Below are 21,720 nucleotides of genomic sequence, written 5' to 3' on the forward strand. Positions count from 1 at the left end.
GGGTTAAATTGACCCGCCGGTATCTCGACATCAAGGCATTGCCGGAACATGGCAAGAAAGGGAGGCGGCCGAGAATGTCCGACTTCAAACCCGGCCTCGAGGGCGTTGTAGCTTTCGAGACCGAGATCGCGGAACCGGACAAAGAAGGGGGCGCCCTTCGCTATCGGGGCGTCGACATCGAGGAGCTGGTCGGCCGTGTCCCCTTCGGGCACGTCTGGGGCCTGCTGGTCGACAACAAGTTCCAGCCGGGCCTGCCCCCGGCGGAGCCGTACCCCATTCCTGTCCACTCCGGTGACATCCGCGTAGACGTACAGAGCGCCCTGGCCATGCTGGCCCCGGCCTACGGCTTCAAGGCGCTCCTCGACATCAGCGACGAGGAGGCCCGCGACCAGCTCGCGCGTGCCTCCGTGATGGCGCTCTCCTTCGTGGCGCAGTCGGCGCGCGGCCTCGGCCTGCCGATGGTGCCGCAGAGCCGCGTCGACGAGGCCAAGACCATCGTCGAACGGTTCATGGTCCGCTGGCGTGGCGAGCCCGACCCCAACCACGTCAAGGCCATCGACGCTTACTGGACCTCGGCCGCCGAGCACGGCATGAACGCCTCCACGTTCACCGCCAGGGTCATCGCCTCCACCGGCGCCGACGTGGCCGCCGCGCTCTCCGGTGCGGTCGGCGCCATGTCCGGCCCGCTGCACGGCGGTGCTCCGGCCCGGGTGCTGCACATGATCGAAGGCGTCGAGCACCTGGGCGACGCCAAGAAGTACGTGCAGAGCGAGCTCGACAAGGGCAGCCGGCTGATGGGCTTCGGCCATCGGGTCTACCGTGCCGAGGACCCGCGCGCGCGGGTGCTGCGCCGTACCGCGAAGGAGCTCAACGCGCCTCGTTACGAGGTCGCCGCCGCTCTGGAGCAGGCCGCACTGGAGGAGCTGCACGCGCGTAAGCCCGACCGGGTGCTCGCCACGAACGTCGAGTACTGGGCGGCCGTGGTGCTGGACTTCGCCGAGGTGCCGGCGCACATGTTCACCTCGATGTTCACCTGCGCCCGTACGGCCGGCTGGGCCGCGCACATCCTGGAGCAGAAGCGCACGGGCCGGCTGGTCCGCCCGAGTGCCAAGTACATCGGCCCGGCGTCGCGTCCGCTCAGCGACGTGCCCGGCGCCTCCGAGGTCGTCGGCACCATCTGACGCCTCGATCCCGATCTGTACGGCTGCCGCATCCCGATGCGGCAGCCGTACTTCATTTGGTAGCGGGCGGCGAGTCCGCGGTGTCGGGCAGGCCGTCGCACACGGTGTTCTTCGGGGGCGCCTCGGTGGCGTCCAGCGAGCCGCAGCGGACGACCGGCTTCGGGCGGCCCGCCCGCTCCACGTCCACCTTCATGATCGAGACGGCCTTGCCGACGGGGGTGTGCAGATCGGCGGCACCGAAGTCGATCTTCCCGCTGGATCCGTTCCAGACCCTCCGGGTGAGCCGGTAGAGGATGTCGCCCCGGCTGGGCAGGTCGCCTCCCTCCTGTGCTCCGGCCCGGTAGGCGGTGCTGGCCGCCTGGTAGAGCAGGTTGGCCGCGTCGAAGGTGAGGATGAGGTTGTCGTCGGAGGACTTCGCGTGCGCGCCCGCGAGCAGGCTGCTGATGAACGCGGTCTGCTTGGTGGAGCTCTCCTTCCACACCGCCCGGGGCGCCAGCGCCAGGTAATAGACCTCCATCTGCTTCAGCTGGCCGATCTCGCCGCCGTGGTCGCTCATCGCCTTGACGACATCGTCGCCCGCGATCACCTTCGCCTCCTTGCAGCCGCTGCCCTCAACCGAGCTGAGGAAGCCGAGGAACTCCGAAGCCCGCCCGGCATAGAGGAAGACGTCCGGCTTGAGGCCGCAGGCCCCCACAGCGGCCTCCTGGATGCCGCCTGACTCGACGCTGTAGTCCTTCAGCTCCTTGACGGTGATGCCCTGGGCCTTCAGCGCCGTCACGAAATCGTCGGCCAGGTTCGTCGTGTACTGGTCGGTGGTCGAGGCGTCCCGGACGATGACCGCGACCGGCTTGGCGACGTGCGGGAGGAGCATCTTCCGGGCGAACCGCGCGCCCAGCGTCGCCTCACGGAAGTTGGTCGGCCCCACCTGGAAGTAGTAGGGGGACGGCTGGCCGGACTGCTTGGCGTCGGCGGAGTCGCCGACGTAGCCGAGCCGATCCGCCGTCGCCGTGCTCGACACCATCGGGATCTTCGCCAGATGCAGCTCCTCGATCGCCTGGCTGACGCCCTCCACGCTGCGCGGCAGGCCGATCACGCCCATCACGTGCGGGTCCCGCGCGGCGAGCTCGGTGACGAGCTGCGCCGCCCGGCGACCATGGAGGAAGTTGTCGCCGGCGTTGGCGATCAGCACGCGGAGCCGGGGCGTGGTGCTGGCGGTCCGCTGTTGCTCCTCCACCGCTTCCAGCTCGGACACGGCGGCCGCGAGCCGGGTGTCGTTCGCCTCCGTCTTCGTGATCGAGTACTCGCCGAACACGACCACGCTGACGTAGCGCCCCGAGCCGATGGCGTAGGCGTTGTTCGCGTCGATCTTCTTGACCAGCTCCTTCACGTCGTCCACGAGCAGGCCGTCCGGCGTGTCGCCGATGGCGTTCACGACGCCGACGCACTCGGTGCCGATCCGCTCCGCCCACTCCAGGCCGCCGCAGTGGGCCGCCCTGTCCCGCTGCACCCAGAAGACCAAGGCGAACGGCAGGACCAGCAGCAGCCCTATGGCCGTCCAGTAGCCCAGGGCCCGCTTCCTGCGCGGCAGCACCTGCGGGTATTCCCCGGCGGCGGGCACGGCCGTGGCATGGACGCCGATCCGCAGATCCGGAACGCGCAACCGGGCCGCGGCCCGCCACCGCCCGACGGCCTTGGCGAGCTCGTCCAGTTCCTCGGACTCGGTCGGCGGTCCTGGCGGGACAGAGGGCACGGCCGCCAGCACGACCATCGGCGGCAGCATCCCTGTCTTCTTGGTGGTCTCCTCCAAGAGCTGCAGGAACTCAGCGTTGATCCCGGCGGGATCGGCCACCTCGATCAGCAGCAGGGCGTACTGCCCCCTGCCCCAGCTCGGCCACGGAATGATCCACTTCTTGTACGCCTCGCGCAGATCCCGCATCAGCGCGTGCACCAATAACCGCTTGATCTCCTCGTCGTCGGCGTTGGCCAGGCGGAGCGCGTACGGGGCGGGCCGGTCGAACCGTTTCCGCCGTTCGTACGGCTGCTTGCGGAGCCAGCCGGTGAACAACGTCCCCCTGATCGAGAAGAAGGCCTGGCCGGTGGTGCCGAGCGCGGCCACCACCAGGCCGAGCACCCACGGAGCGAGGCCGACGAGGTCGGCGGGGCCGTTGAACCACCAGACCGCCAATGTGCCGACCGGCACCCAGGTCGTCGCGGCGCGCGCCAGGAAGTCGGCTGACGTCCTTCGCCCCCGGTCGGTGTCGCGGCTGCTGCGCTGCCACTCCTTGAGCCGTTCCTTGAACATCCGGTAGCCCGTGTGCGTGCCCGGAGCCGGCAGCCAGCTTTCGGGATCATCGGGATCGCCGCCCGGCGGCGGCAGATACCGCTGCTTCCTGGCCCACAGCACGAACTGCGCGAGCGGGAAGCGCGGCGGCGGCAGCAGCGACCCGCCCACCGGCTTGCCCAGCTCGCCCTGCTCGCCCGCCAGCTCCTCCACCAGCGCCTGGATCGACTGGTGCGCGCCCTCCTTGACATGGGCGTAGGGCACGCTGCCCACGAACGGCTTGGCGAGCATCTCGGCCGCGTCGAGCGCCGCGGGACCCGTCACGAACACCGTGGGCAGCGGCGGGTCGGCCCGCCAGAACGCGGGCCGGCGAATCAACCCCTCGACGACACTCCGCAGATCGGCCACCCGGACGCCCCTCCAGCCGGTGCTCTTCTGTGCTGCTGGTCCAACGAATGATCCGTGGAAATGGTTCATCCTTTCTCACCATCCGGACCCGGGTCCAGGCAACCTTCAGGGGTAAGTACCCTTGGTCAGGTGGCTGACATCGTGATTCCCGCTGACATCAAGCCCGTCGACGGCCGTTTCGGCTGCGGGCCCTCGAAGGTTCGCTCCGAGCAACTGGCCGCGCTCGCCGCCTCCGGCGCGAGTCTCATGGGCACTTCACATCGCCAGAAGCCGGTCAAGAACCTGGTCGGCCGTGTACGCGCCGGCCTCATCGACCTGTTCGCGCTCCCCGAGGGCTACCAGGTCGTGCTGGGCAACGGCGGCAGCACCGCGTTCTGGGACATCGCCTCCTTCGGGCTCATCCGGGAGCGATCCCAGCACCTGTCGTTCGGTGAGTTCTCCTCGAAGTTCGCCACCGTCGCCAAGAAGGCGCCCTGGCTGGGCGAGCCCACGGTGATCAAGTCGGAGGTGGGCACCTACCCCGCCGCAGTGCCCGAGGACGGCGTCGACGTCTACGCGCTCACCCACAACGAGACCTCGACCGGCGTGGCCATGCCGATCGAGCGGCCGATCGAGCTGGGCGGCTCCGACGACTCGCTGGTGCTCGTGGACGCCACCTCCGGCGCGGGCGGCCTGCCCGTGTCCATCGAGGAGACCGACGTCTACTACTTCGCCCCGCAGAAGAGCTTCGCCTCCGACGGCGGCCTGTGGATCGCGCTCATGTCGCCGCGCGCCCTGGAAAGGGTCGAGGAGATCGCCGCCACCGACCGCTACGTGCCGGAGTTCTTCAGCCTGCCGGTCGCGATCGACAACTCCAGCAAGGACCAGACCTACAACACCCCGTCGGTGGCGACGCTGTTCCTGCTGGCCGACCAGCTCGACTGGATGAACGGCAACGGCGGCCTGGCCTGGACCACCGCCCGCACCGCCGACTCCGCCCAGCGCCTCTACACCTGGGCCGAGAAGACCTCCTACACCACGCCGTTCGCGGCTCCCGAGTTCCGCTCGCAGGTGGTCGGCACGATCGACTTCTCCGACGACGTGGACGCGGCCGCCGTGGCCAAGGCGCTGCGCGCCAACGGCATCGTCGACACCGAGCCCTACCGCAAGCTCGGCCGCAACCAGCTCCGCGTCGCGATGTTCCCGGCCATCGACCCGGCCGACGTCGAGGCCCTGACGGTCTGCGTCGACTACGTGGTCGAGCGTCTCTGACCCGTCCTGCGTGACAGCTCGTCCAGCAGGGCCAGGGCGTCCTCCTCCTCGACGCTCTGCGCGAACCTCGCCAGCACCGGCAGCCGGTCGGTGCTGGCCGCCAGCGCCTCCAGCATGAGCCGCGTGACGTGCTCGTCCCTGGAGTAGGCGGCCGCGTACTTGAAGGCGTTCCGGTACGGCGTGCGGACGAGCAGCCCCTTCTTCACCAGCCGTTCGGCGACGGTCTGCACCGTGGTGTAGGCGAGCTCGCGTTCCTCGTTGAGCGTGGCGAGCAGCTCGCGCACCCGCATCGGCTTACCGGCATCCCACAGCACGTCCATGATCGCGCGCTCTAGGGACCCCAGCTTCGCCAACTGACCAACCTCCGGCTAGGTGAGTTAGGAAACATTCTTACCGATAAAGCTCGCACACGCGAACGGAATTGATCTTCCTTCCGCCCAGTTGAGCGGATATATCGTCATGTGACGGGGGTTATACCGGATGAGTATGAGCAGGCGGCCCAACGGCCTGGGCTACCTGATGTTCGCCAGCCGCTGGCTCCAGGTCCCGCTCTACCTCGGGCTCATCGTGGCCCAGGGTGTGTACGTGTGGCAGTTCGGGGTCGAGTTATGGCACCTGATCGAAGGCGTCCTCCACGGCACCAACAAGGACATGGAAGTCACGGTCATGCTGTCGGTGCTGGGCCTCATCGACGTCGTGATGATCTCCAACCTGCTCATCATGGTCATCGTCGGGGGCTATGAGACGTTCGTCTCGCGCATCAACCTCAACGAGCACCCCGACGAGCCGGAGTGGCTGTCCCACGTCAACGCGAACGTCCTCAAGGTCAAGCTGGCGACGGCCATCGTGGGCATCTCGTCGGTCCACCTGCTGCAGACGTTCATCAAGGCGCAGACGATCCCGGACAGCAAGATGATGTGGCAGACGATCATCCACCTGGCCTTCGTCCTCTCGGCCATCGGCCTGGCGTTGATAGATCGCCTGCTCTCATCCTCCCCGGCCGAACGGGTGCACACCTCCTAGTCAGTCACCGGTGACCGGGTTCTTCTTGAGGTGCTTCTCCGTGACCAGCAGTCGCACCGTGCCGACCTGCTCGGGTTCGGCGGCCCAGACGTACCAGTGGTCGCCGACCTTGGCCGACTGATCCCGGCTCAGGCCGAAGCCGTCACCGTTCGGGTTCGCCTCGATGATCTGGAAGACCACCCGCAGGCCCCTCCGGTGCGCCTCGGCCGTGATCTTGCCCACGGTCCGCCCGTCGGCGTCGTAGCCTTCGAGCATCTCGCCCTTCCCGCCGGCCTCAGCGTAAGCCTGGTACTTCTCCCCGGGCTTGGCCGGCCGACCCAGGTAGAAGACGCCCCGGCCCTTGAATCCCTTGCTCACCGTGACGGTGAGGGAGCAGGCTTCCTTGCCGAACGTGCACCCATCCGGTTCCAGACCGCCGCCGAGCCTGTCGGCGCTGGTGGTGACCGCGAATCCGACGCGCACGATTTTGCCCACCTGGGTCGGTGAGGCGGGTATCAGGTCCATGCCGATGTCGAGGCCCATCGCCTGGAACGCCTCGGCGTACAGGGCGTGGTCGGCGAACGGGTCTTTGATCGTGGCGACGTAGTCGTCACCCCGCAGCTCGATGTCGATGGCCGTGTTCGCGTATGAGGTGGCGTCCTCCTTCTTCAGCAGGGTCGGGCCCATGACTGCCACGGTGGCGAGCGCGGCCGTGGCGACCAACCCCACGACCAGGCGGCGGGCACGGCGCGATCTCGGTGCCCGGCTCCGGGCGGCTTCCGTGCCCGGCTCCTCGGCGACGATGGCCGCCAGCAGCGCACGGGCCCCCGCGCCGGACGCCTGACCGGCCAGTTGCTCGTCCCGGACCCTGGCGAGCTCGCTCAACTCGTTCATACGGACTCCACGGAAAGACGGTTGACGGAGATGCCCGCCCCGGCCAGCGCCTTGGCGAAGCGCTTGCGGGCGCGATGCAGCCGGATGCGTACGGCGTTGCGCGAGCAGTCGAGGACCTTGGCGAGCTGGGCGTGGTCCAGCCCCTCCCAGGCGACCAGGGACAGCAGCTCCCGGTCGTCCTCGTGCAGCTCCTTGAACGTCTGCGCGATCGCGCCCAGCTCGACGCTGCCCTCGGGCGTGTAGGCGTACAGGTCGGCGAGGTCGGCGTCGAGCCGCACGCTCCTGGACTGCCGCCTGACCCGGCCGCGCCGGTGGTTGGCCAGGACGTTCCTGGCTATGCCGTACAGCCAGAGCCTGACCTCCGCGTCAGGCGGCAGCACGTCGGCGCGGCGCCAGGCGATGGCGAACGTCTCGGCCACCACGTCCGCCGCGTCCTCAGGGGACTCGCAGCGGCGCATGGCATATCCGAGAATCGGCTCGTATGTCTGGGCATACATGGCCTCGAACCGGCGTCTCCGGTCGTCATCCACGGGCGATTCCCATGGTGGCCTCCTTCATGCGGGGGTTGTGGACACCCCTTACATGTCTGAGGCCCTTTCGGCATTTCACCCCAATCAGGGGGAAATGCCGACCTACAGCACTTCGCGCTTGCGGCGCAGGAGCCAGGCCGCGATGATCCCGCCCACCAGGCCGAACAGGTGGCCCTGCCACGAGATGCCCTCGTGGTTGGGCAGCAGCCCCCACAGGATCGAGTAGTAGGCGATCGCCACCCCGATCCCGATGACGATGTCGAGCACGCGCCGGTCGAAGATCCCTCGGGCCAGCACATACCCGAAATATCCGAACACCAGGCCGCTCGCGCCCACCGTGACCGTGTCGGGGCTGGTGAACCAGGTGCCGATGCCGCCGATCACGATGATCAGCAGGCTGGCCGTGAAGAATCGCCCGAGCCCGCGTAACGCCGCCAGGAACCCCAGGATCAGCAGCGGCAGCGAGTTGGCCATCAGGTGCTCGAAGCCCACGTGCAGGAACGGGGCGAAGAAGATACCCAGGAGCCCCGAGGGCACCCAGCCGACGATGCCGAACTCCCGGTCCAGGCTGCCGTTCATCGTGAAGTCGACGACCTCGACCGCCCACATCACGCCGAGCATCACGATCATGACGACGGCCGCGCCCAGCGCATCGGTGAGGAAGGTGCCCGCACGACCCTTGGCGGACTCGTACGCTGACCTCGAATTGTCGCTCATGCGCCCTCCCGCTGGCCGTCTCCTTCTTTACCGTACGTAGAAGAACTTATGCGTGGGCTAAGAAATCCCCCTCCCGAAGAGGGAGGGGGCCGGGAAAAGGGTTACTCGCCCTTCCACTGGGGGGCGCGCTTCTCGGCGAAGGCCGCCGCGCCCTCCATGGCGTCCTTCGAGCCGAACACCGGGTTGATGATCGTGCCCTGCTTCGCGAACATCTCCTCCAGCGACCAGTCCTGCGACTCGATGATCACCTTCTTGGTGGCCGCGAGCGCCAGCGGGGCGTTGGCGGCGATCTTGCGGGCCAGCTCCAGCGCCCCGTCCAGCGCCTCGCCCGCCGGGGTGATCCGGTTGACCAGCCCCAGCTCGTACAGGCGCGCGGCGGGGTAGTGGTCGCCGGTCAGGGCGAGCTCCATGGCGATGTGGTACGGGATCCGGCGCGGCAGCCGCATGATGCCACCCGCGCCCGCCACGAGCCCCCGCTTGGGCTCCGGCAGGCCGAACTTGGACTCCGACGACGCCACGATCACGTCGCACGACAGCGCGAGCTCGAAGCCGCCCGCGAGCGCGTAGCCCTCGACCGCCGCCACGATCGGCTTCTTGGGCGGCGACTCGGCCAGGCCGCCGAAGCCGCGGCCCTCGACCACGGGGAAGTCGCCGGACAGGAAGCCCTTGAGGTCCATGCCCGCCGAGAAGTAGCCGCCCGCGCCGGTCAGGACATAGGCGGAAATGTCGGTGCGGGCGTCCAGTTCGTCCAGAGCGGCAGCGATGCCGCGGGCCACCGCGCCGTTGATGGCGTTGCGCGCGGCGGGGCGGTTGATCGTGATCACGGCGACGCCGTCGGACTCTTCGACGAGCACTTCGTCAGACACGGAACCTCACTTGGGCTGGAAGCGGATGCCGCCGTCGAAGCGGACGACTTCGGCGTTCATGTAGTCGTTCTCGATGAGCGACCTGACCAGGTGCGCGAACTCGTCGGCCCGTCCCATGCGCTTGGGGAACACCACGGGCGCCACCAGCTTGGCCTTGAACTCGTCGGCGTTGGCCGAGAAGCCGTAGATCGGGGTGTCGATGATCCCCGGGCAGACGGTGTTCACCCGCACCCCGATGGCCGCCAGGTCGCGCGCCGCCGGCAGGGTCATGCCCACGATGCCGCCCTTGGAGGCCGAGTAGGCGAGCTGCCCGGTCTGACCCTCCAGCGCCGCGACGGAGGCGGTGTTGACGACCACACCGCGCTGCCCGTCGGCGTCCACCGGCTCGGTCTTGGCGATCGCCGCCGCGCCGACACGCATGAGGTTGAACGTGCCGATCAGGTTGACCTCGACCACCTTGCGGAAGGAGGCCGGGTTGTGCGGGGCGCCGTCACGGTTGACGGTGCGCTCGGCCCATCCGATGCCCGCGCTGTTCACCACGACGCGCAGCGGCTTGCCGGTGGCCACGGCCGCGTCGACGGCCGCCTGTACCTGCTCGTCGTCCGTCACGTCGGTTTTGGCGAAGACACCGCCGAGCTCGTCGGCGAGGGCCTTGCCGCGCTGCTCGTTGAGGTCGGCGATGACCACTGTGGCGCCGTGACCCGCGAGCTCGCGGGCCGTCGCCTCGCCGAGGCCACTGGCCCCGCCGGAGATGATTGCTGCAGATCCGTTCACGTCCATAACCCGGACCCTAACCCGCCTACCGAATGTAGTTCTACTCGGAGTGGGTTAAATCTCACCTACGGCCGTGTCGACATCGGAATATACCTTGATCCGCCGGTCGAGCCCGGTCGTACGCAGGATGCGGGCAACGGGGGCCTGTGGCGCGGCCAGTGACACGCCGCCGCCCTCCCCCGTGGCCAGCCGCCATGCCTCGATGAGCACCGACAGCCCGCTGGAGTCCATGAACGACAGCTGCTGAAGATCGAGCACCAGCCAGGCGCCATCCTGTTTGATGGCGTCGCGGACCTCGTCGCGGAGGAACGGCGCCGTGAACAGGTCAAGCTCCCCCTCAACGGCCACCACCACGGCATCACCCAGGGCGTGTCGCGCAAGCCGCAGCTTCATTTGGCCCCTCCTCGATGAGCCACTGTACTTCGACATCCCCGGATACCGGGCATGCACAAACTCGGATGGTTTTGATGTTGAGGACCAAAACCCGAAAAAGACCTGCCGGGATCCGCCTTATTCGGCCGCCGCGGGGATGGCGAAGCCGTAAGGGAGCTCCAGGCGGTGGCGGGCGAGCAGCTCGGAGTCGGCCAGGAGCTCGCGGGTCGGCCCGTCCGCGACGATCACCCCGTCAGAGAGGATGAGCGAGCGTTCGCACAGCTCCAGCGCGTACGGCAGGTCGTGGGTGACCATGAGCACGGTCACGTCGAGCGAGCGCAGGACCTCGGCCAGCTCCCTGCGCGCGGCCGGATCGAGGTTGGACGACGGCTCGTCGAGCACCAGGATTTCCGGCTCCATCGCCAGCACGGTCGCCACGGCCACCCGCCGGCGCTGACCGAACGACAGGTGGTGCGGCGGCCGGTCGATGACCTCCAGCATGCCGACCCGCTCCAGCGCGCCCTTGACCGCGCGCTCCAGCTCCTCGCCGGCCACGCCCGAGTTGGCCGGGCCGAACGCGACGTCGTCCCTGACCGTGGGCATGAAGAGCTGGTCGTCCGGGTCCTGGAAGACCAGGCCGACGCGCTGCCTGATCTCCTTGAGCGTGTCCTTGCGCACCGGCGTGCCCGCCACGCTCACCGAGCCGTGCCCGGCGGTGAGGATGCCGTTCAGGTGCATGACGAGCGTGGTCTTGCCGGCGCCGTTCGGGCCGAGCAGCGCGACGCGCTCGCCGCGCCGGATCGCGAAGTCCACGCCGAACAGGGCCTGCGTCCCGTCGGGGTAGGCGTAGGCCAGCCGGTTCACTTCCAGAGAATTCACAGCGAGAGTCCTAGTACGGCTAGAGCCACGGCCGGCAGGGCGAGGGCCGTGGCCCACTGCCCAACAGATCCCGAAATTTCGTCCATCATCGGCATCCGCCCGGAATAGCCGCGGCTGAGCATCGCGAGGTGCACCCGCTCACCGCGTTCGTACGAGCGGATGAACAGGGCGCCCGCCGAGCGGGCGATCACCGGGATGTGCCGGAAATTCCGCGCTTCGAAGCCACGAGACTCCCGCGCCACCCGCATCCGCCGCATCTCATCCATGATCACGTCCATGTAGCGGAGCATGAACATCGCGATCTGCACCAGCAGGCTGGGCAGCCGGAGCCGCTGGGCCCCGATGAGGATGACCCGCGGTTCGGTGGTGGCCGCGAGCAAGATCGAGGCGACCACTCCCAGCGTCGCCTTGGCCAGGATGTTCCAGCCGGCCCAGAGCCCGGCCACGCTCAGCGAGACCCCCAGCACGGTCGTCCGCTCCCCCATCCCGATCACCGGGATGAGGAAGGCGAACAGCACGAAGGGCAGCTCGACCACCATCCGCCGCAGCACGTACGTCAGCGGCACCTTGGCGGCCACGGCGACGCCGGCGAGCAGGACCGCGTAGAGCCCGAACGCCCAGAAGTGCTCCCGCGGCGTCGCCACCACCACGATGGCGAACGCGGCGACGGCCAGCAGCTTGCACTGCGGCGGAAGCCGGTGCACGACCGAGTCCCCCGCCAGGTAGAGCTGATGATGGTGCCCAGCGCCCACCCGCTACTCACCATCTCTCGTTCATATGTCATCGCCCATGCTGCTCAAACCCGGACTTTCCCTCGGCTACGGGCCGCGTAGGCCACGCCGCCGGCGATGAGCAGCACGAGCCCGACGCCGATAATCCCGGCGATCCCTACCGGGATGCCGCCCACCTCACCGTAGTCGGCCAGCGCCCACGAGCCGAACACGTGGCCGGTGGCCTGGTCGAGAAACCCCTTGTTCTCGGCGACCGCCTCCAGTCCGTCGGGGCTGGAGGAGGCGAAGAAGGACACGATCCCGGCCAGCAGCAGCGTCAGGCCGAGGCCGGTGAGCAGGAACGGCTTCACCGAGGCGCGGGCGGGGGCCGTCTCCTCGGCGGCCACCGTGATCGGCTCCCCGGTGGTCACTCCGTCGGCATCCCTCAGGACGAGGGATCTGGTCAGCCCGCGCGCGCCGTACACGAGGTCGGGCCGGACGGCCAGCACCGCGCCGACGGTCAGCGCCGTGATGACGCCCTCACCGATGCCGATCAGCACGTGCACGCCGCCCATGGCGGCCGCCACCGCGGAGACCTCGATCGGCGCGGTGCCGCCGACCCAGAACAGCGCCGAGAACACCAGCGCGGCGGACGGCACGGAGATCAACGCCGCGAGGAACGCGGCCGCCGTCACCCCGCCCCTGCTCTTGGTGAGCCTCGCGACCAGCCGGAAGACCCCCCAGCCGACCACCACGGTGACGATGCCCATGATCGTGATGTTGATCCCCAGCGCCGTGAGGCCGCCGTCGGCGAAGAACACGCACTGCACCAGCAGGACCACGGCCATACAGAGCACGCCCGTATAAGGCCCCACGAGGATGGCGGCCAGCGCCCCGCCCAGCAGATGGCCGCTGGTGCCCGCGGCGACGGGGAAGTTGAGCATCTGGACGGCGAAGATGAACGCGGCCACCAGCCCGGCCATGGGCGCGGTCCGGTCGTCGAGCTCGCGCCGGGCCCCGCGCAGGCAGACCGCCAGCCCGGCGGCGGCGACCGCCCCGGCGGACACGGATACGGCCGCGTTGAAGAAGCCATCAGGTACGTGCACGACAAAGCCCTTCATCAAGCGGTGCAGCAACGTGCCTAGTTTAAGACATCAACTTGCACCTGCACATAGGTGGCAATTAGCCGAGGATTTTACGGAAGGCCGTACGGGTCGTCATCTTGCGCACCACCGTGCTCAGCCGCCCCTTGCCCGAGGTCGCGTACGGGCGCACGCTCCTGACCACGGCCCCGCCCCGCAACCGGCCCCACAGCCGGCGCGGAGCGGCGACGGTCTGGGCGTCGGTCTCGATCCGGAACCTGGCCGGCGGACCGCCCAGCTCGACCTCCAGATAGGCGTCCCAGATGCCCGGCGCGAACCTGCCCATCGCGGGCCGGGCCGCGAACCCGCCGCCGGGCAGCGCGACCACCCGCTCGGCCCGTTCGTTGCCCGTTTGCCGCTCGCGCCAGACGAGCCGGCTGATCGCCGACGCCGCCGGGACCACCCCGACGACCGTGACCTCGCCGTCGATGACCAGCCGCCGCCCGAGCGTCCACCGTGTCCGGTGGATCCTGGCCCGGCCCGGCACCGTCATCAGGTGGCCGCCGACGTCGATGCTGAGGTTGCCGTTGTCCCTGGTGAAGTACGGCAGGACCGCCACGGCGCCGATGAGCCGGGGCGCCGGCCGGGTGACGCAGCCGTCGCGGTCGGCGCCGAGCCGGCCGTACCTGACCACGCCCTCCATCTCGACGGCCACCCGCAGGTCCCAGATGCCCGAGTCGAGCGCGGCCACGTCGATGCGGGCGGTGAACGCGGCGCCGTCGCGCTCGGCGGGCACGATCAGCTCCTGCCCGCGCACGTTGCGGGCGCGCAGCACGACCGCGACCCCGTCGTGCTCCGGCATGCCGTCGAGCCCGGCGATCCCCGTCACGACCAGCCGGTTCGCCTCCCAGCGCAGGCCTGTCAGCCGGCGGCGTACGGCGGCGCCCTCGATCTCGGCCAGCCGTACCAGGCGGTTGATGTCGCCGAGCGCGGTGAGCCGCTGCTTGTCGGTCCGGCTGAGCCGCGCGTGGACGCCGGGCGTCATCCACCTGTCGCAGAGCGCGGCCACCTCCTGCGCGATCTCCTTGCGCTGCACCTCGTCCGCCTCCAGGAACGGCGCGCCGAGCTGCTCGAACACGTCGAGCCTGAAGTGCCGGCGGAGCAGGTGGTCGCGGAGCGGCCCCGGCGGGACGTGCTCGGTCATGAGCTGGATCGGCCCGCGGATCATGGTGAGCCAGCCGCGCGGGTCGCGACTGCCCGGCTGCTGCATGATGCTGCTGCCGTCGGCCCTGGCGACCAGGTGGTAGCAGTCGTAGTCGGCCACCACGGAGATCACCTTGGCGTGGCAGTAGGCGTGCACGGTGAAGTGGATGTCCTCGCCGACGAGCATCCCCTCGCCGAACTTGATGCCGTGGCTGATCAGCATCTCCCTGCGGAACAGCTTGAAGCAGCTCAGGCTGTTGTAGACGGCGCTGTCACCGAGCTCGGCCCGCTCGGCGCCGCGGTGGAACATCGACATCGGAGCGCGCCTGCCGTGCCCGACGACCTTGCCGAGCACGATGTCGGAGCCGTTGCGGTCGGCCATGGCGACCATGCGTTCGAGCGCCTCGGGGCCCAGGTAGTCGTCGGCGTCGCAGAAGAAGACGTAGCGGCCGGTGGCGTGCTCGATGCCGACGTTGCGCGGCCGTCCGGCGCCGCCGGACCCGGCGATGCTGACGACCTTGACGCTGCCCTTGTGGTAGGTGGCGTAGAGGTCGAGCAGCTCGTCGCTGCCGTCGGTCGATCCGTCGTCGACGACGATGATCTCTTTCCTGATCCGCTGGACCAGCGCCGCGGTGAGGCATCGGTCGAGGTATGACCGGCAGTTGTGGGCCGGGATGATGACGCTGACGTCCACCGCGTCCTCGTCGCCGTTCGATGTCGCCATAGCCACAAGCGCGCCCCTCAGCCGTCACAATCCGCTGTCACGTCGTTTCAGTATGTGATGGCGGGCGGGCGTCGCGTGGCCGATCTCATCTCTTCATCCGCAGCTCTTCCGCAGACCGAAGATTCATCGCACTCTTCGCATAAGTGCAGGTGGGACTGCCTATTAGCACAATCCGGCACGACCGAATCGGGTTCAGGGACGCTGTTTTCCCACCCGGGAGGAGAGAACTCCCCCGGGGGAAGGATGCGGTACCCCCACGTCAGGCCAGGTGATCCACCGGAAGGGGTGGCGCGTCTACAGTGAGGCAACCTTGAGCGGGGAGGTGGCGAGAGTGGGATCCGATCTTCGCGGACCCAGGGTGAGCGGCTCGGCCGTACACGCTGCGGAGTTCATCGTCTCCTCGGCGCGGCTGGGAGAGCTCTACGAATGCTCCGCCCTGCTTCGCCGTACGCGGATCAGGGCGGAAGAGATCGTGGACGAGGCGCGGGCGCTGCTCACCGAGGCCGAGATCCAGGACGACCCCGAGCGGATCGTCATCCGCGCGGCCCAGCTCGACGAGGCGCGTCAGGCGTACTGCAAGGTGCTGAACGCGTACGTGACGATCTGCCGCCGGATCAACGAGGAGCGGCAGGAGATCATGCAGGCGCAGATGGAGAGAGATCGGCTCACCGGCTTGTCAGGCGTCACCTGACGCGCTACCGTCAGGCCATGCCTGACTGGAAGGAAAAGGTGCGCTGCTCGTTCTGCCACAAGAGCGGCGCCGACGTGACCAAGCTCATCGCCGGACCCGGCGTGCACATCTGCGACGAGTGCGTGGGACTGTGCGCCGAGATCCTGAAGCAGGAGCAGCTCGCCGCCTCCACCGAGCCGCGCCTGCCCATGTGGGAGACCATGAGCGAGGACCAGATCCTCGACCACCTCCCCAAGATCGCCACCGTGCAGACGCAGATCGACGACAATCTCCACGACTGGGTGCGGCACCTGCGCACCAGAAACGTCAGCTGGGAGCGCATCGGCGCCTCGCTCAGCATGACGCGGCAGTCCGCCTGGGAACGCTTCCGGGAATGATCTGGTAAACCGCTGTGACTGATGGGACGTCCTTGCTAGAGGGAGGCCCATCATGCATGTCCTCGACAGCCTCGCGGCGCCCGATCTGGCGGAGCTCCACCTGGAGCTGATCCTCATCGTGGCCCTGCACGAGGAAGCGGAAAGCCTGTCCACCGGCTGAACGGGCTCCAGCTCCCCGCATCGCACCGGGGAGCTGGAGCAGGGGGTCACAACTGGCCGCGGATGGCGCCCATGGGGAACTTCTCGTTGTGCACGTTGGCGTAGTACTGCTGCGGCGAGCTGACGATGCCGTGCAGCTCACTCCGGGTCAGGACGAGCGCGGCGTTCTTCTTGCTCTCCTCCTTGACCGCCTTGATGCAGCCTTTCGCGAAGCCCTTCGTCGGGGTCTTCAGCGTGACGACGATCGGGCCTGCCACGCCCTTCTTGCCCTTGTGGATGTGGGCGGCCGTGGCCGGCTTGATGTGGCGGTCGGTGATGGTGTAGCAGAGCTCCCAGCCCTTCACCTGGTAGGTGAAGACCCCGATCCCGTTGTGGTCACCGGGGCCGGGCACCTCCTGCCGGCCGTTCATGAAGACGCGGTGCGTACGGTCGGCGGTGCCGGCCGGGCTCGCGTTCGCCGGGCCAGGAATGGCGACGAGGGCGGTGATGAGGGCCGCTGTTGTGAGGGTGGCGGCTGCCAAGGGTCTGCGCATGGGATGATTTCCTCCCCATGAGACTTCAGGACACCCTTCCGCACGTATGTGGCGGTATGCCAAGGCGGCGAAGTAAGGGCGACGTGACGACACGGCAAGCGACCTGTGCCTGCCGGGGACAGCGCCGGTAATATCCGCATTTATGCTGCGCTGTGCTGTATTGGATGATTACCAGGATATCGCACTGGGCCTGGCCGACTGGGCGACGGTCCGGGCGACGAGCTTCCGCGAGCACTTCGCCACCCAGGACGACCTCGTCCGGGCCATCCACGAGCACGAGATCGTGGTGATCATGCGGGAACGCACCCCGTTCCCCGCCGAGCTCTTCGCCCGCCTCCCGAACCTCCGCCTGCTCATCACGTCGGGCATGCGCAACGCCTCCATCGACCTCGCCGCCGCCCGCGCCCACGGCGTCACGGTCTGCGGCACGGCCGGCAGTTCGGCGCCCCCTACCGAGCTGGCCTGGGCCCTGATCCTCGGCCTGGCCCGCCACCTGGTCCCCGAGGCCACCGCCCTGCGGGCCGGCGGCCCCTGGCAGCACACGATCGGCCTGGACCTGCGCGGCAGCACCCTCGGCCTGCTCGGCCTCGGCAAGATCGGCTCCCAGATGGCCGCCATCGGCCGCGCCTTCGGCATGGACGTCGTCGCCTGGAGCCGCAATCTGACCGCCGATCGGGCGGGCGAGCTGGGTGTACGGTACGCGGCCACGAAGGAGGCGCTCCTGGCCGAGTCGGACGTCGTGTCGATCCACCTCGCCCTGGGCGACCGGACCCGCGGGCTGCTCGGCGCTCCGGAGCTGGCGCTGATGCGTCGCACGGCTTATCTGGTCAACACCTCGCGGGCGGCCATCGTGGACCAGGCCGCCCTGATCGAGGCGCTGTCCGAGGGCCGCATCGCCGGCGCCGGGCTGGACGTCTTCGACCAGGAGCCGCTTCCGGACGACCACCCGCTGCGCACGCTGCCGAACGTCCTGGCCACGCCGCACCTCGGTTACGTCACGCAGGGCAACTACCGCACCTACTTCCGCGAGGCCGTGGCCGACATCGAGGCGTTCCTCGCGGGCGCCCCGGTCCGGCTGCTCACGTGACCTCCCCGCTCACATGACCTTCCCGCTCACGTGACCTTCCCGCTCACACCTTCCCGCTCACGTGACCTTTCCGCGTGCCCGGAAGGCCGCGGTCTTGACCCGGTTCTGGCAGGCGGTGGAGCAGAAGCGGCGCGCGCCGTTGCGTGACACGTCCACGTAGACCCGGTCGCAGTGCGGCGCCGTGCACACGCCGAGCCGGTCGGAGAACTCGCCGCCGAGCACGATCGCGAGCCCGGTGGCGCAGCTCGCCGCCCAGTCACCGGCCAGGGTGCCGCCCGTGCCGTGGAAGTGGAGGTGCCATGGCTCGCCGTCGTGCCGCTGGAGCATCGGCCGGGCGCGCGACTCGTCGAGCAGGCTGTTGACCTGCGTCGCCGCCGTGTCGATGTCGTCATCCGCGACGGCCTGGAAGACCGCGCGCAGGCGCGCCGCGATCTCGGCGTACTCGCCCGCCTCCGCCTCGGTCACCTCGGGATGGGTGGGGTAGACGGCGCGGAGCACGTCGGTGGCGGTGGCGGCGAGATCGCGCGGCACCGGCCAGGGCCGCCCCCGGCTCTCGCCCGGGGTAAGCGCGTTGACCACCGACACGGCGACCCTGATGACCGCGTCCGTGTGACTGTTGAAATTCACTTGACCAGTTACATCCTGTGTTTTAGTGTGTGACCGTCTAAAGCTTAAACGATGGTCACAAGGAGACGACGTGCTCACTCACGAGATCGCCCTCGACTGGATCACGCGCTGGGACCGGCAGCAGGAGGGCTACCTGCCCGACCGTGAGGAGCGCTTCACCGCGCTGATCGACGCCGTCGAGGCGCTGGGCCGCCCCGACCCGCTGGTCATCGACCTCGGCTGCGGGCCGGGCTCGCTGTCCGCCCGCCTCCTGGAGCGGCTGCCCAAGGCCAGGGTGATCCCGGTCGACGCCGACCCGCTGCTGCTCGGCCTCGGCCGGGCCGCGTACCCGCAGCTCGGCTTCGTCGATGTGGACCTGCGGACACCGGGCTGGACGGAGTCCCTGCGCCTGGACCGCCCGGCCGACGTCGCGGTGAGCACCACCGCGCTGCACTGGCTGGCCGTACCGGACCTCCGGAAGTTGTACGCCGATCTGGTCACCGTGCTGCGTCCGGGCGGGCTGCTGCTCAACGGCGACCACTTCGACTCCGACGACGACGCCACCCCGGCCATCGCCCGCCTCGAACGCGCCATCCACGACCGCCACACCGACCGGGTGTTCGCGGGCGACCGCCCGGAGGACTGGCGGCAGTGGTGGGACGCGATCGCCACCGAGCCCGCCTTCACCGAGCTCAACGACGCCCGTACCGCTCGCACCACCGCGGGCGCGACGCACAGCGGCACCGAGTCCGGCCTGCTGTCCCAGCACGTCGAGGCCCTGCGCCAGGCGGGCTTCGCCGAGGTCGGCACGCTCTGGCAGCGCGGCAACAACCGCCTCCTCTGCGCGGTCCGCGCCCGCCGCTCCGCGCGGTCCGCCGTCCGCACCTGACGCCCGCCGCTCTGCGTGGTCCGCGCTTGACGCCCGCCGCGACCTGGCCGGGGCTTCCTAGCCCCACACCTCCCGCGCGGTCTCGACTATCAGGGCCAGCTTGGCGAACTGCTCGTCGGCGGTGAGCACGTTGCCCTCGACCGTGGAGGAGAAGCCGCACTGCGGGGACAGGCAGAGCTGGTCCAGGTCGATGAACTTGGCGGCCTCGTCGATGCGCCGCTTGAGCGCGTCCTTGGACTCCAGCTCGCCGCGCTTGGTGGTGACCAGGCCGAGCACCACCATCTTGCCCGGCGGCACGAAGCGCAGGGGTTCGAAGCCGCCGGAGCGCTCGTCGTCGAACTCCAGGAAGAACCCGTCCACGGCCAGCTCGCCGAACAGCGCCTCGGCCACGAAGTCGTAGGCGCCGGAGGCGGCCCAGGAGGAGCGGAAGTTGCCGCGGCACATGTGCGTGGTGATCGCCATGCCCTCGGGCTTGGCCGCGAGCGCGATGTTGATCTGCTTGATGTAACGCAGGTGCATGTGCTCGGCGTCGTCGCCGCGCTCGGCGAGTTCCGCCCGCTGCGCCGGGTCGTTGAGGTAGGCCAGGCTGGTGTCGTCGAACTGCAGGTAGGCGCAGCCCAGCTCGCCGATCCTGCGGACCTGCTCGGCGTAGGCGGCACTGAGGTCGCTCCAGAACTCCTCGACGTCGGGGTAGACGTCCGGGTCGATGGAGGCGGGCCCGCCCCGGTAGTGGACCATGCTGGGCGAGGGGATGGTCAGCTTGGGCACCGCCGTGGTCACGGTGTCGCGCAGGAACCTGAAGTGGTCGGCGAAGATCGGCTCATCCAGCCTGATCCTGTCGTGCACCCGCATCGCCGCCGGGGTGAACTCGAGGTCGCCCTGCTCGTTGTGGAAGCGGACCGTGATGTGCTCGCCGGTCGCCTGGCCGATGCCGCCGAGCTGGTAGATGAAGTCCATGTGCCAGGAGGCCCGGCGGAACTCCCCGTCGGTCGCCGCCTGCAGCCCGAGCTCCTCCTGCCTGCGTACGACCTCGCGGATCGCCTCGTCCTCCACCTCGCGCAGCGCCTCGCCGGTGAGACTCTCACGGGCGCGGAGCAGGGCGGGCGGCCGGAGCAGGCTGCCGACGTGGTCTGCCCGGAAAGGGGGTGAGGTGCGCATGCGGATCACCTTCTCTTGAGCGTCGTACGCCCCAAGTTAGGCCACCGTGCAACGGCTGTCACCGTTCTGCCCAACGTCCTCCCGATCACAATGTTGGGCACTCTATTGACAGTCGTAAAAAGCCTGCCTACATTCAGGGCCACATTCGCGGTCCCGGAGGTCCTGATGCGCAGGTTTCTCCCGTCCCTGGCCTGTCTCGTTCTCGCCACGGCCGCCTGCGGCAGTGGCGGATCGGGCGCCCAAGACCCGATCAGAGTGGGCCTCATCGTCTCGCTGACCGGTAACTACACCCCGCTCGGCAGCGAGGACAAGAAGGCCGTCGAGCTGGCCGTCGAACAGATCAACAACGGGGGCGGCCTGCTGGGCCGCAAGGTGGAGCTCGTCGCCCGCGACGACAAGACCGCACCGGACCAGGGCATCGTGGCCTACAACCAGATCAAGGGCGAGATCGACGCGCTGATCGGCCCGGTCTTCTCCAACTCGGCGCTGGCGATCGAGCCCCTGGCGCAGCGGGACAAGATGCCGTACCTGTCGCTGGCGCCCGCCCAGGAGCAGGTCGAGCCGATCAAGTCGTACGTCTTCGTCACGCCCGCGCTGTCCAGCATGTACGCCGAGCGCTACCTGCAGTACATCCAGGCCACCGGCCTCAAGACGATCGCGGTCGCCTACGACTCCAAGAGCGCCTACTCCGTCTCCGGCCACAAGGCCATGGTCGCGCTCGCCCCGAAGTACGGCGTGACCCTGGCCGTGGACGAGTCGTACGAGACCACGACCTCCGACTTCAGCCCGCTCTTCACCCACGTACGCGGCTCCGCCGCCGAGGCGCTGGTCTTCTGGGGCTCCGGCGCGCCCGGCGTCACCGCCGCCAAGCAGTACGCCGCCGCGGGGCTGAAGGTGCCGCTGTTCCTGACCGCGTCCCAGGCCAGCAAGCTCTGGCTGGAGCCGATGGGCGCCGCGGCCGAGGGGATGACCGTGCAGAGTGCCATCGGCGTGGTGGGCGAGCAGTTGCCCGACGGCAAGCAGAAGCAGGTCATCGAGCAGATGGCCAAGCCGTACCAGCAGAAACACGGCTACCCGCCACCGCAGTTCGCGCAGGACGGCTACAGCGCGAGCCTGCTGCTGTTCGAGGCGATCAAGAAGGCGGGGGGCACCGACAAGGCCAAGGTCCAGCAGGCGCTGGAGACCATGGACCTGGTCACGCCGAACGGCCGGTTCCGTTACTCCCCCACCGACCATTCCGGGCTCTCCCCCGAGTACATCTCGGTCAACACCGTGAAGAACGGTCAGTTCATCACCACGTCCTGGGCCAAGGCGGAGCTCGCCAAGACCGTGGCCGCGGAGTAGCG

At 69.0% G+C, this 21,720-nt stretch carries 22 protein-coding genes and 1 pseudogene; 8 read left to right on the plus strand and 15 right to left on the minus strand.

All coding sequences use genetic code 11. The features are described from left to right. Positions 1-74 precede the first annotated feature (74 nt). Entirely contained in the window at positions 75-1,181 is a 1,107-nt protein-coding gene (locus tag AB0F17_RS24230) for a citrate synthase 2 (protein ID WP_358026536.1), read from the plus strand. 52 nt (positions 1,182-1,233) lie between these two features. Here AB0F17_RS24230 and AB0F17_RS24235 read toward each other — a convergent pair whose 3' ends face one another. After that, positions 1,234-3,870, minus strand: coding sequence for an ABC transporter substrate-binding protein (locus AB0F17_RS24235; RefSeq protein WP_358026539.1), 2,637 nt, complete (start codon positions 3,868-3,870; stop codon positions 1,234-1,236). 129 nt (positions 3,871-3,999) lie between these two features. Here AB0F17_RS24235 and serC point away from each other — a divergent pair, with 129 nt between their 5' ends. After that, positions 4,000-5,121: a phosphoserine transaminase gene (gene serC, locus AB0F17_RS24240; protein WP_358026542.1), complete on the plus strand. Its 1,122-nt coding sequence runs from the start codon at positions 4,000-4,002 to the stop codon at positions 5,119-5,121. Here serC and AB0F17_RS24245 read toward each other — a convergent pair. Next, positions 5,100-5,474: a BlaI/MecI/CopY family transcriptional regulator gene (locus tag AB0F17_RS24245; protein ID WP_214643254.1), complete on the minus strand. Its 375-nt coding sequence runs from the start codon at positions 5,472-5,474 to the stop codon at positions 5,100-5,102. The genes serC and AB0F17_RS24245 overlap by 22 nt on opposite strands. 133 nt (positions 5,475-5,607) lie before the next feature. On the opposite strand from AB0F17_RS24245, the gene AB0F17_RS24250 reads away from it, so the two are divergent. Further along, positions 5,608-6,144: a TIGR00645 family protein gene (locus tag AB0F17_RS24250; RefSeq protein WP_358026545.1), complete on the plus strand. Its 537-nt coding sequence runs from the start codon at positions 5,608-5,610 to the stop codon at positions 6,142-6,144. On the opposite strand, the gene AB0F17_RS24255 is transcribed toward AB0F17_RS24250, so the two are convergent. The 10 genes from AB0F17_RS24255 to AB0F17_RS24300 all read right to left on the minus strand — a co-directional run bounded on the left by AB0F17_RS24255 (position 6,145) and on the right by AB0F17_RS24300 (position 14,874). Then, entirely contained in the window at positions 6,145-7,017 is an 873-nt protein-coding gene (locus AB0F17_RS24255; protein WP_358026548.1) for a hypothetical protein, read from the minus strand. After that, positions 7,014-7,547 carry an RNA polymerase sigma factor gene (locus tag AB0F17_RS24260; RefSeq protein WP_358026550.1) on the minus strand — a complete coding sequence of 178 codons (534 nt, stop codon included), beginning with the start codon at positions 7,545-7,547 and terminating at the stop codon, positions 7,014-7,016. Before AB0F17_RS24260 ends, AB0F17_RS24255 begins: the two co-directional genes overlap by 4 nt. A 102-nt stretch (positions 7,548-7,649) precedes the next feature. Then, positions 7,650-8,264 (minus strand): rhomboid family intramembrane serine protease, encoded by a 615-nt coding sequence (locus AB0F17_RS24265; protein WP_358026552.1) that lies wholly within the window; start codon positions 8,262-8,264, stop codon positions 7,650-7,652. Between the two features lie 101 nt (positions 8,265-8,365). Beyond that, a complete protein-coding gene (locus AB0F17_RS24270; RefSeq protein WP_358026555.1) occupies positions 8,366-9,130 on the minus strand; it encodes a crotonase/enoyl-CoA hydratase family protein in 765 nt (254 codons plus the stop codon). A gap of 6 nt (positions 9,131-9,136) precedes the next feature. Next, the gene (locus AB0F17_RS24275; RefSeq protein ID WP_358026557.1) at positions 9,137-9,910 is read right to left on the minus strand and encodes an SDR family NAD(P)-dependent oxidoreductase; all 774 of its coding nucleotides are present in this window, start codon (positions 9,908-9,910) and stop codon (positions 9,137-9,139) included. A gap of 48 nt (positions 9,911-9,958) precedes the next feature. Continuing rightward, positions 9,959-10,297, minus strand: coding sequence for an STAS domain-containing protein (locus tag AB0F17_RS24280; RefSeq protein ID WP_214643247.1), 339 nt, complete (start codon positions 10,295-10,297; stop codon positions 9,959-9,961). Between the two features lie 117 nt (positions 10,298-10,414). Continuing rightward, complete coding sequence (locus tag AB0F17_RS24285; protein ID WP_358026560.1) at positions 10,415-11,155, minus strand: ABC transporter ATP-binding protein; 741 nt, start codon at positions 11,153-11,155, stop codon at positions 10,415-10,417. Further along, positions 11,152-11,907: a cobalt ECF transporter T component CbiQ gene (gene cbiQ / locus AB0F17_RS24290; protein WP_358026563.1), complete on the minus strand. Its 756-nt coding sequence runs from the start codon at positions 11,905-11,907 to the stop codon at positions 11,152-11,154. Before cbiQ ends, AB0F17_RS24285 begins: the two co-directional genes overlap by 4 nt. Positions 11,908-11,951: 44 nt before the next feature. Next, positions 11,952-12,971, minus strand: a complete 1,020-nt coding sequence (locus AB0F17_RS24295) for an energy-coupling factor ABC transporter permease (RefSeq protein WP_358026566.1) — start codon at positions 12,969-12,971, stop codon at positions 11,952-11,954. Positions 12,972-13,047: 76 nt separating this feature from the next. Next, positions 13,048-14,874: a glycosyltransferase family 2 protein gene (locus AB0F17_RS24300; RefSeq protein ID WP_358026569.1), complete on the minus strand. Its 1,827-nt coding sequence runs from the start codon at positions 14,872-14,874 to the stop codon at positions 13,048-13,050. A gap of 331 nt (positions 14,875-15,205) precedes the next feature. Between AB0F17_RS24300 and AB0F17_RS24305 the strand changes: the two genes are divergently transcribed. Then, a complete protein-coding gene (locus AB0F17_RS24305; protein WP_358026571.1) occupies positions 15,206-15,565 on the plus strand; it encodes a hypothetical protein in 360 nt (119 codons plus the stop codon). Positions 15,566-15,582: 17 nt separating this feature from the next. Further along, positions 15,583-15,732 (plus strand): annotated as a pseudogene (locus AB0F17_RS24310) (ClpX C4-type zinc finger protein); the annotation flags it as partial. Between the two features lie 416 nt (positions 15,733-16,148). On the opposite strand, the gene AB0F17_RS24315 reads toward AB0F17_RS24310, so the two are convergent. Next, the gene (locus AB0F17_RS24315) at positions 16,149-16,634 is read right to left on the minus strand and encodes a CHRD domain-containing protein (protein ID WP_358026573.1); all 486 of its coding nucleotides are present in this window, start codon (positions 16,632-16,634) and stop codon (positions 16,149-16,151) included. A gap of 160 nt (positions 16,635-16,794) precedes the next feature. On the opposite strand from AB0F17_RS24315, the gene AB0F17_RS24320 reads away from it, so the two are divergent. After that, positions 16,795-17,721 (plus strand): D-2-hydroxyacid dehydrogenase family protein, encoded by a 927-nt coding sequence (locus AB0F17_RS24320; protein ID WP_358026575.1) that lies wholly within the window; start codon positions 16,795-16,797, stop codon positions 17,719-17,721. 57 nt (positions 17,722-17,778) lie between these two features. On the opposite strand, the gene AB0F17_RS24325 is transcribed toward AB0F17_RS24320, so the two are convergent. Then, positions 17,779-18,348 carry a CGNR zinc finger domain-containing protein gene (locus AB0F17_RS24325; RefSeq protein WP_358026578.1) on the minus strand — a complete coding sequence of 190 codons (570 nt, stop codon included), beginning with the start codon at positions 18,346-18,348 and terminating at the stop codon, positions 17,779-17,781. A 70-nt stretch (positions 18,349-18,418) separates the two neighbouring features. On the opposite strand from AB0F17_RS24325, the gene AB0F17_RS24330 reads away from it, so the two are divergent. Next, on the plus strand, positions 18,419-19,216 hold the full coding sequence (locus tag AB0F17_RS24330) for a class I SAM-dependent methyltransferase (RefSeq protein WP_358026581.1): 798 nt from the start codon (positions 18,419-18,421) through the stop codon (positions 19,214-19,216). 57 nt (positions 19,217-19,273) lie between these two features. Here the strand turns inward: AB0F17_RS24330 and AB0F17_RS24335 are convergent, their stop codons facing one another. Further along, a complete protein-coding gene (locus tag AB0F17_RS24335) occupies positions 19,274-20,374 on the minus strand; it encodes a 5-methyltetrahydropteroyltriglutamate--homocysteine S-methyltransferase (protein ID WP_358026584.1) in 1,101 nt (366 codons plus the stop codon). A gap of 165 nt (positions 20,375-20,539) precedes the next feature. On the opposite strand from AB0F17_RS24335, the gene AB0F17_RS24340 reads away from it, so the two are divergent. After that, entirely contained in the window at positions 20,540-21,718 is a 1,179-nt protein-coding gene (locus AB0F17_RS24340) for an ABC transporter substrate-binding protein (RefSeq protein ID WP_358026586.1), read from the plus strand. Positions 21,719-21,720 lie beyond the last annotated feature (2 nt).

This window comes from Nonomuraea sp. NPDC026600 (assembly GCF_040638335.1).
Classification (GTDB): Bacteria; Actinomycetota; Actinomycetes; order Streptosporangiales; family Streptosporangiaceae; genus Nonomuraea.

Bases quoted from the DNA above. Each gene is read 5' to 3' on its own strand.
- AB0F17_RS24230 (WP_358026536.1), top strand. From the start codon at position 75: ATGTCCGACTTCAAACCCGGCCTCGAGGGCGTTGTAGCTTTCGAGACC.
- AB0F17_RS24250 (WP_358026545.1), top strand. From the start codon at position 5,608: ATGAGCAGGCGGCCCAACGGCCTGGGCTACCTGATGTTCGCCAGCCGC.
- AB0F17_RS24255 (WP_358026548.1), bottom strand. From the start codon at position 7,017: ATGAACGAGTTGAGCGAGCTCGCCAGGGTCCGGGACGAGCAACTGGCC.
- AB0F17_RS24265 (WP_358026552.1), bottom strand. From the start codon at position 8,264: ATGAGCGACAATTCGAGGTCAGCGTACGAGTCCGCCAAGGGTCGTGCG.
- AB0F17_RS24275 (WP_358026557.1), bottom strand. From the start codon at position 9,910: ATGGACGTGAACGGATCTGCAGCAATCATCTCCGGCGGGGCCAGTGGC.
- AB0F17_RS24280 (WP_214643247.1), bottom strand. From the start codon at position 10,297: ATGAAGCTGCGGCTTGCGCGACACGCCCTGGGTGATGCCGTGGTGGTG.
- AB0F17_RS24300 (WP_358026569.1), bottom strand. From the start codon at position 14,874: ATGGCGACATCGAACGGCGACGAGGACGCGGTGGACGTCAGCGTCATC.
- AB0F17_RS24315 (WP_358026573.1), bottom strand. From the start codon at position 16,634: ATGCGCAGACCCTTGGCAGCCGCCACCCTCACAACAGCGGCCCTCATC.
- AB0F17_RS24335 (WP_358026584.1), bottom strand. From the start codon at position 20,374: ATGCGCACCTCACCCCCTTTCCGGGCAGACCACGTCGGCAGCCTGCTC.
- AB0F17_RS24340 (WP_358026586.1), top strand. From the start codon at position 20,540: ATGCGCAGGTTTCTCCCGTCCCTGGCCTGTCTCGTTCTCGCCACGGCC.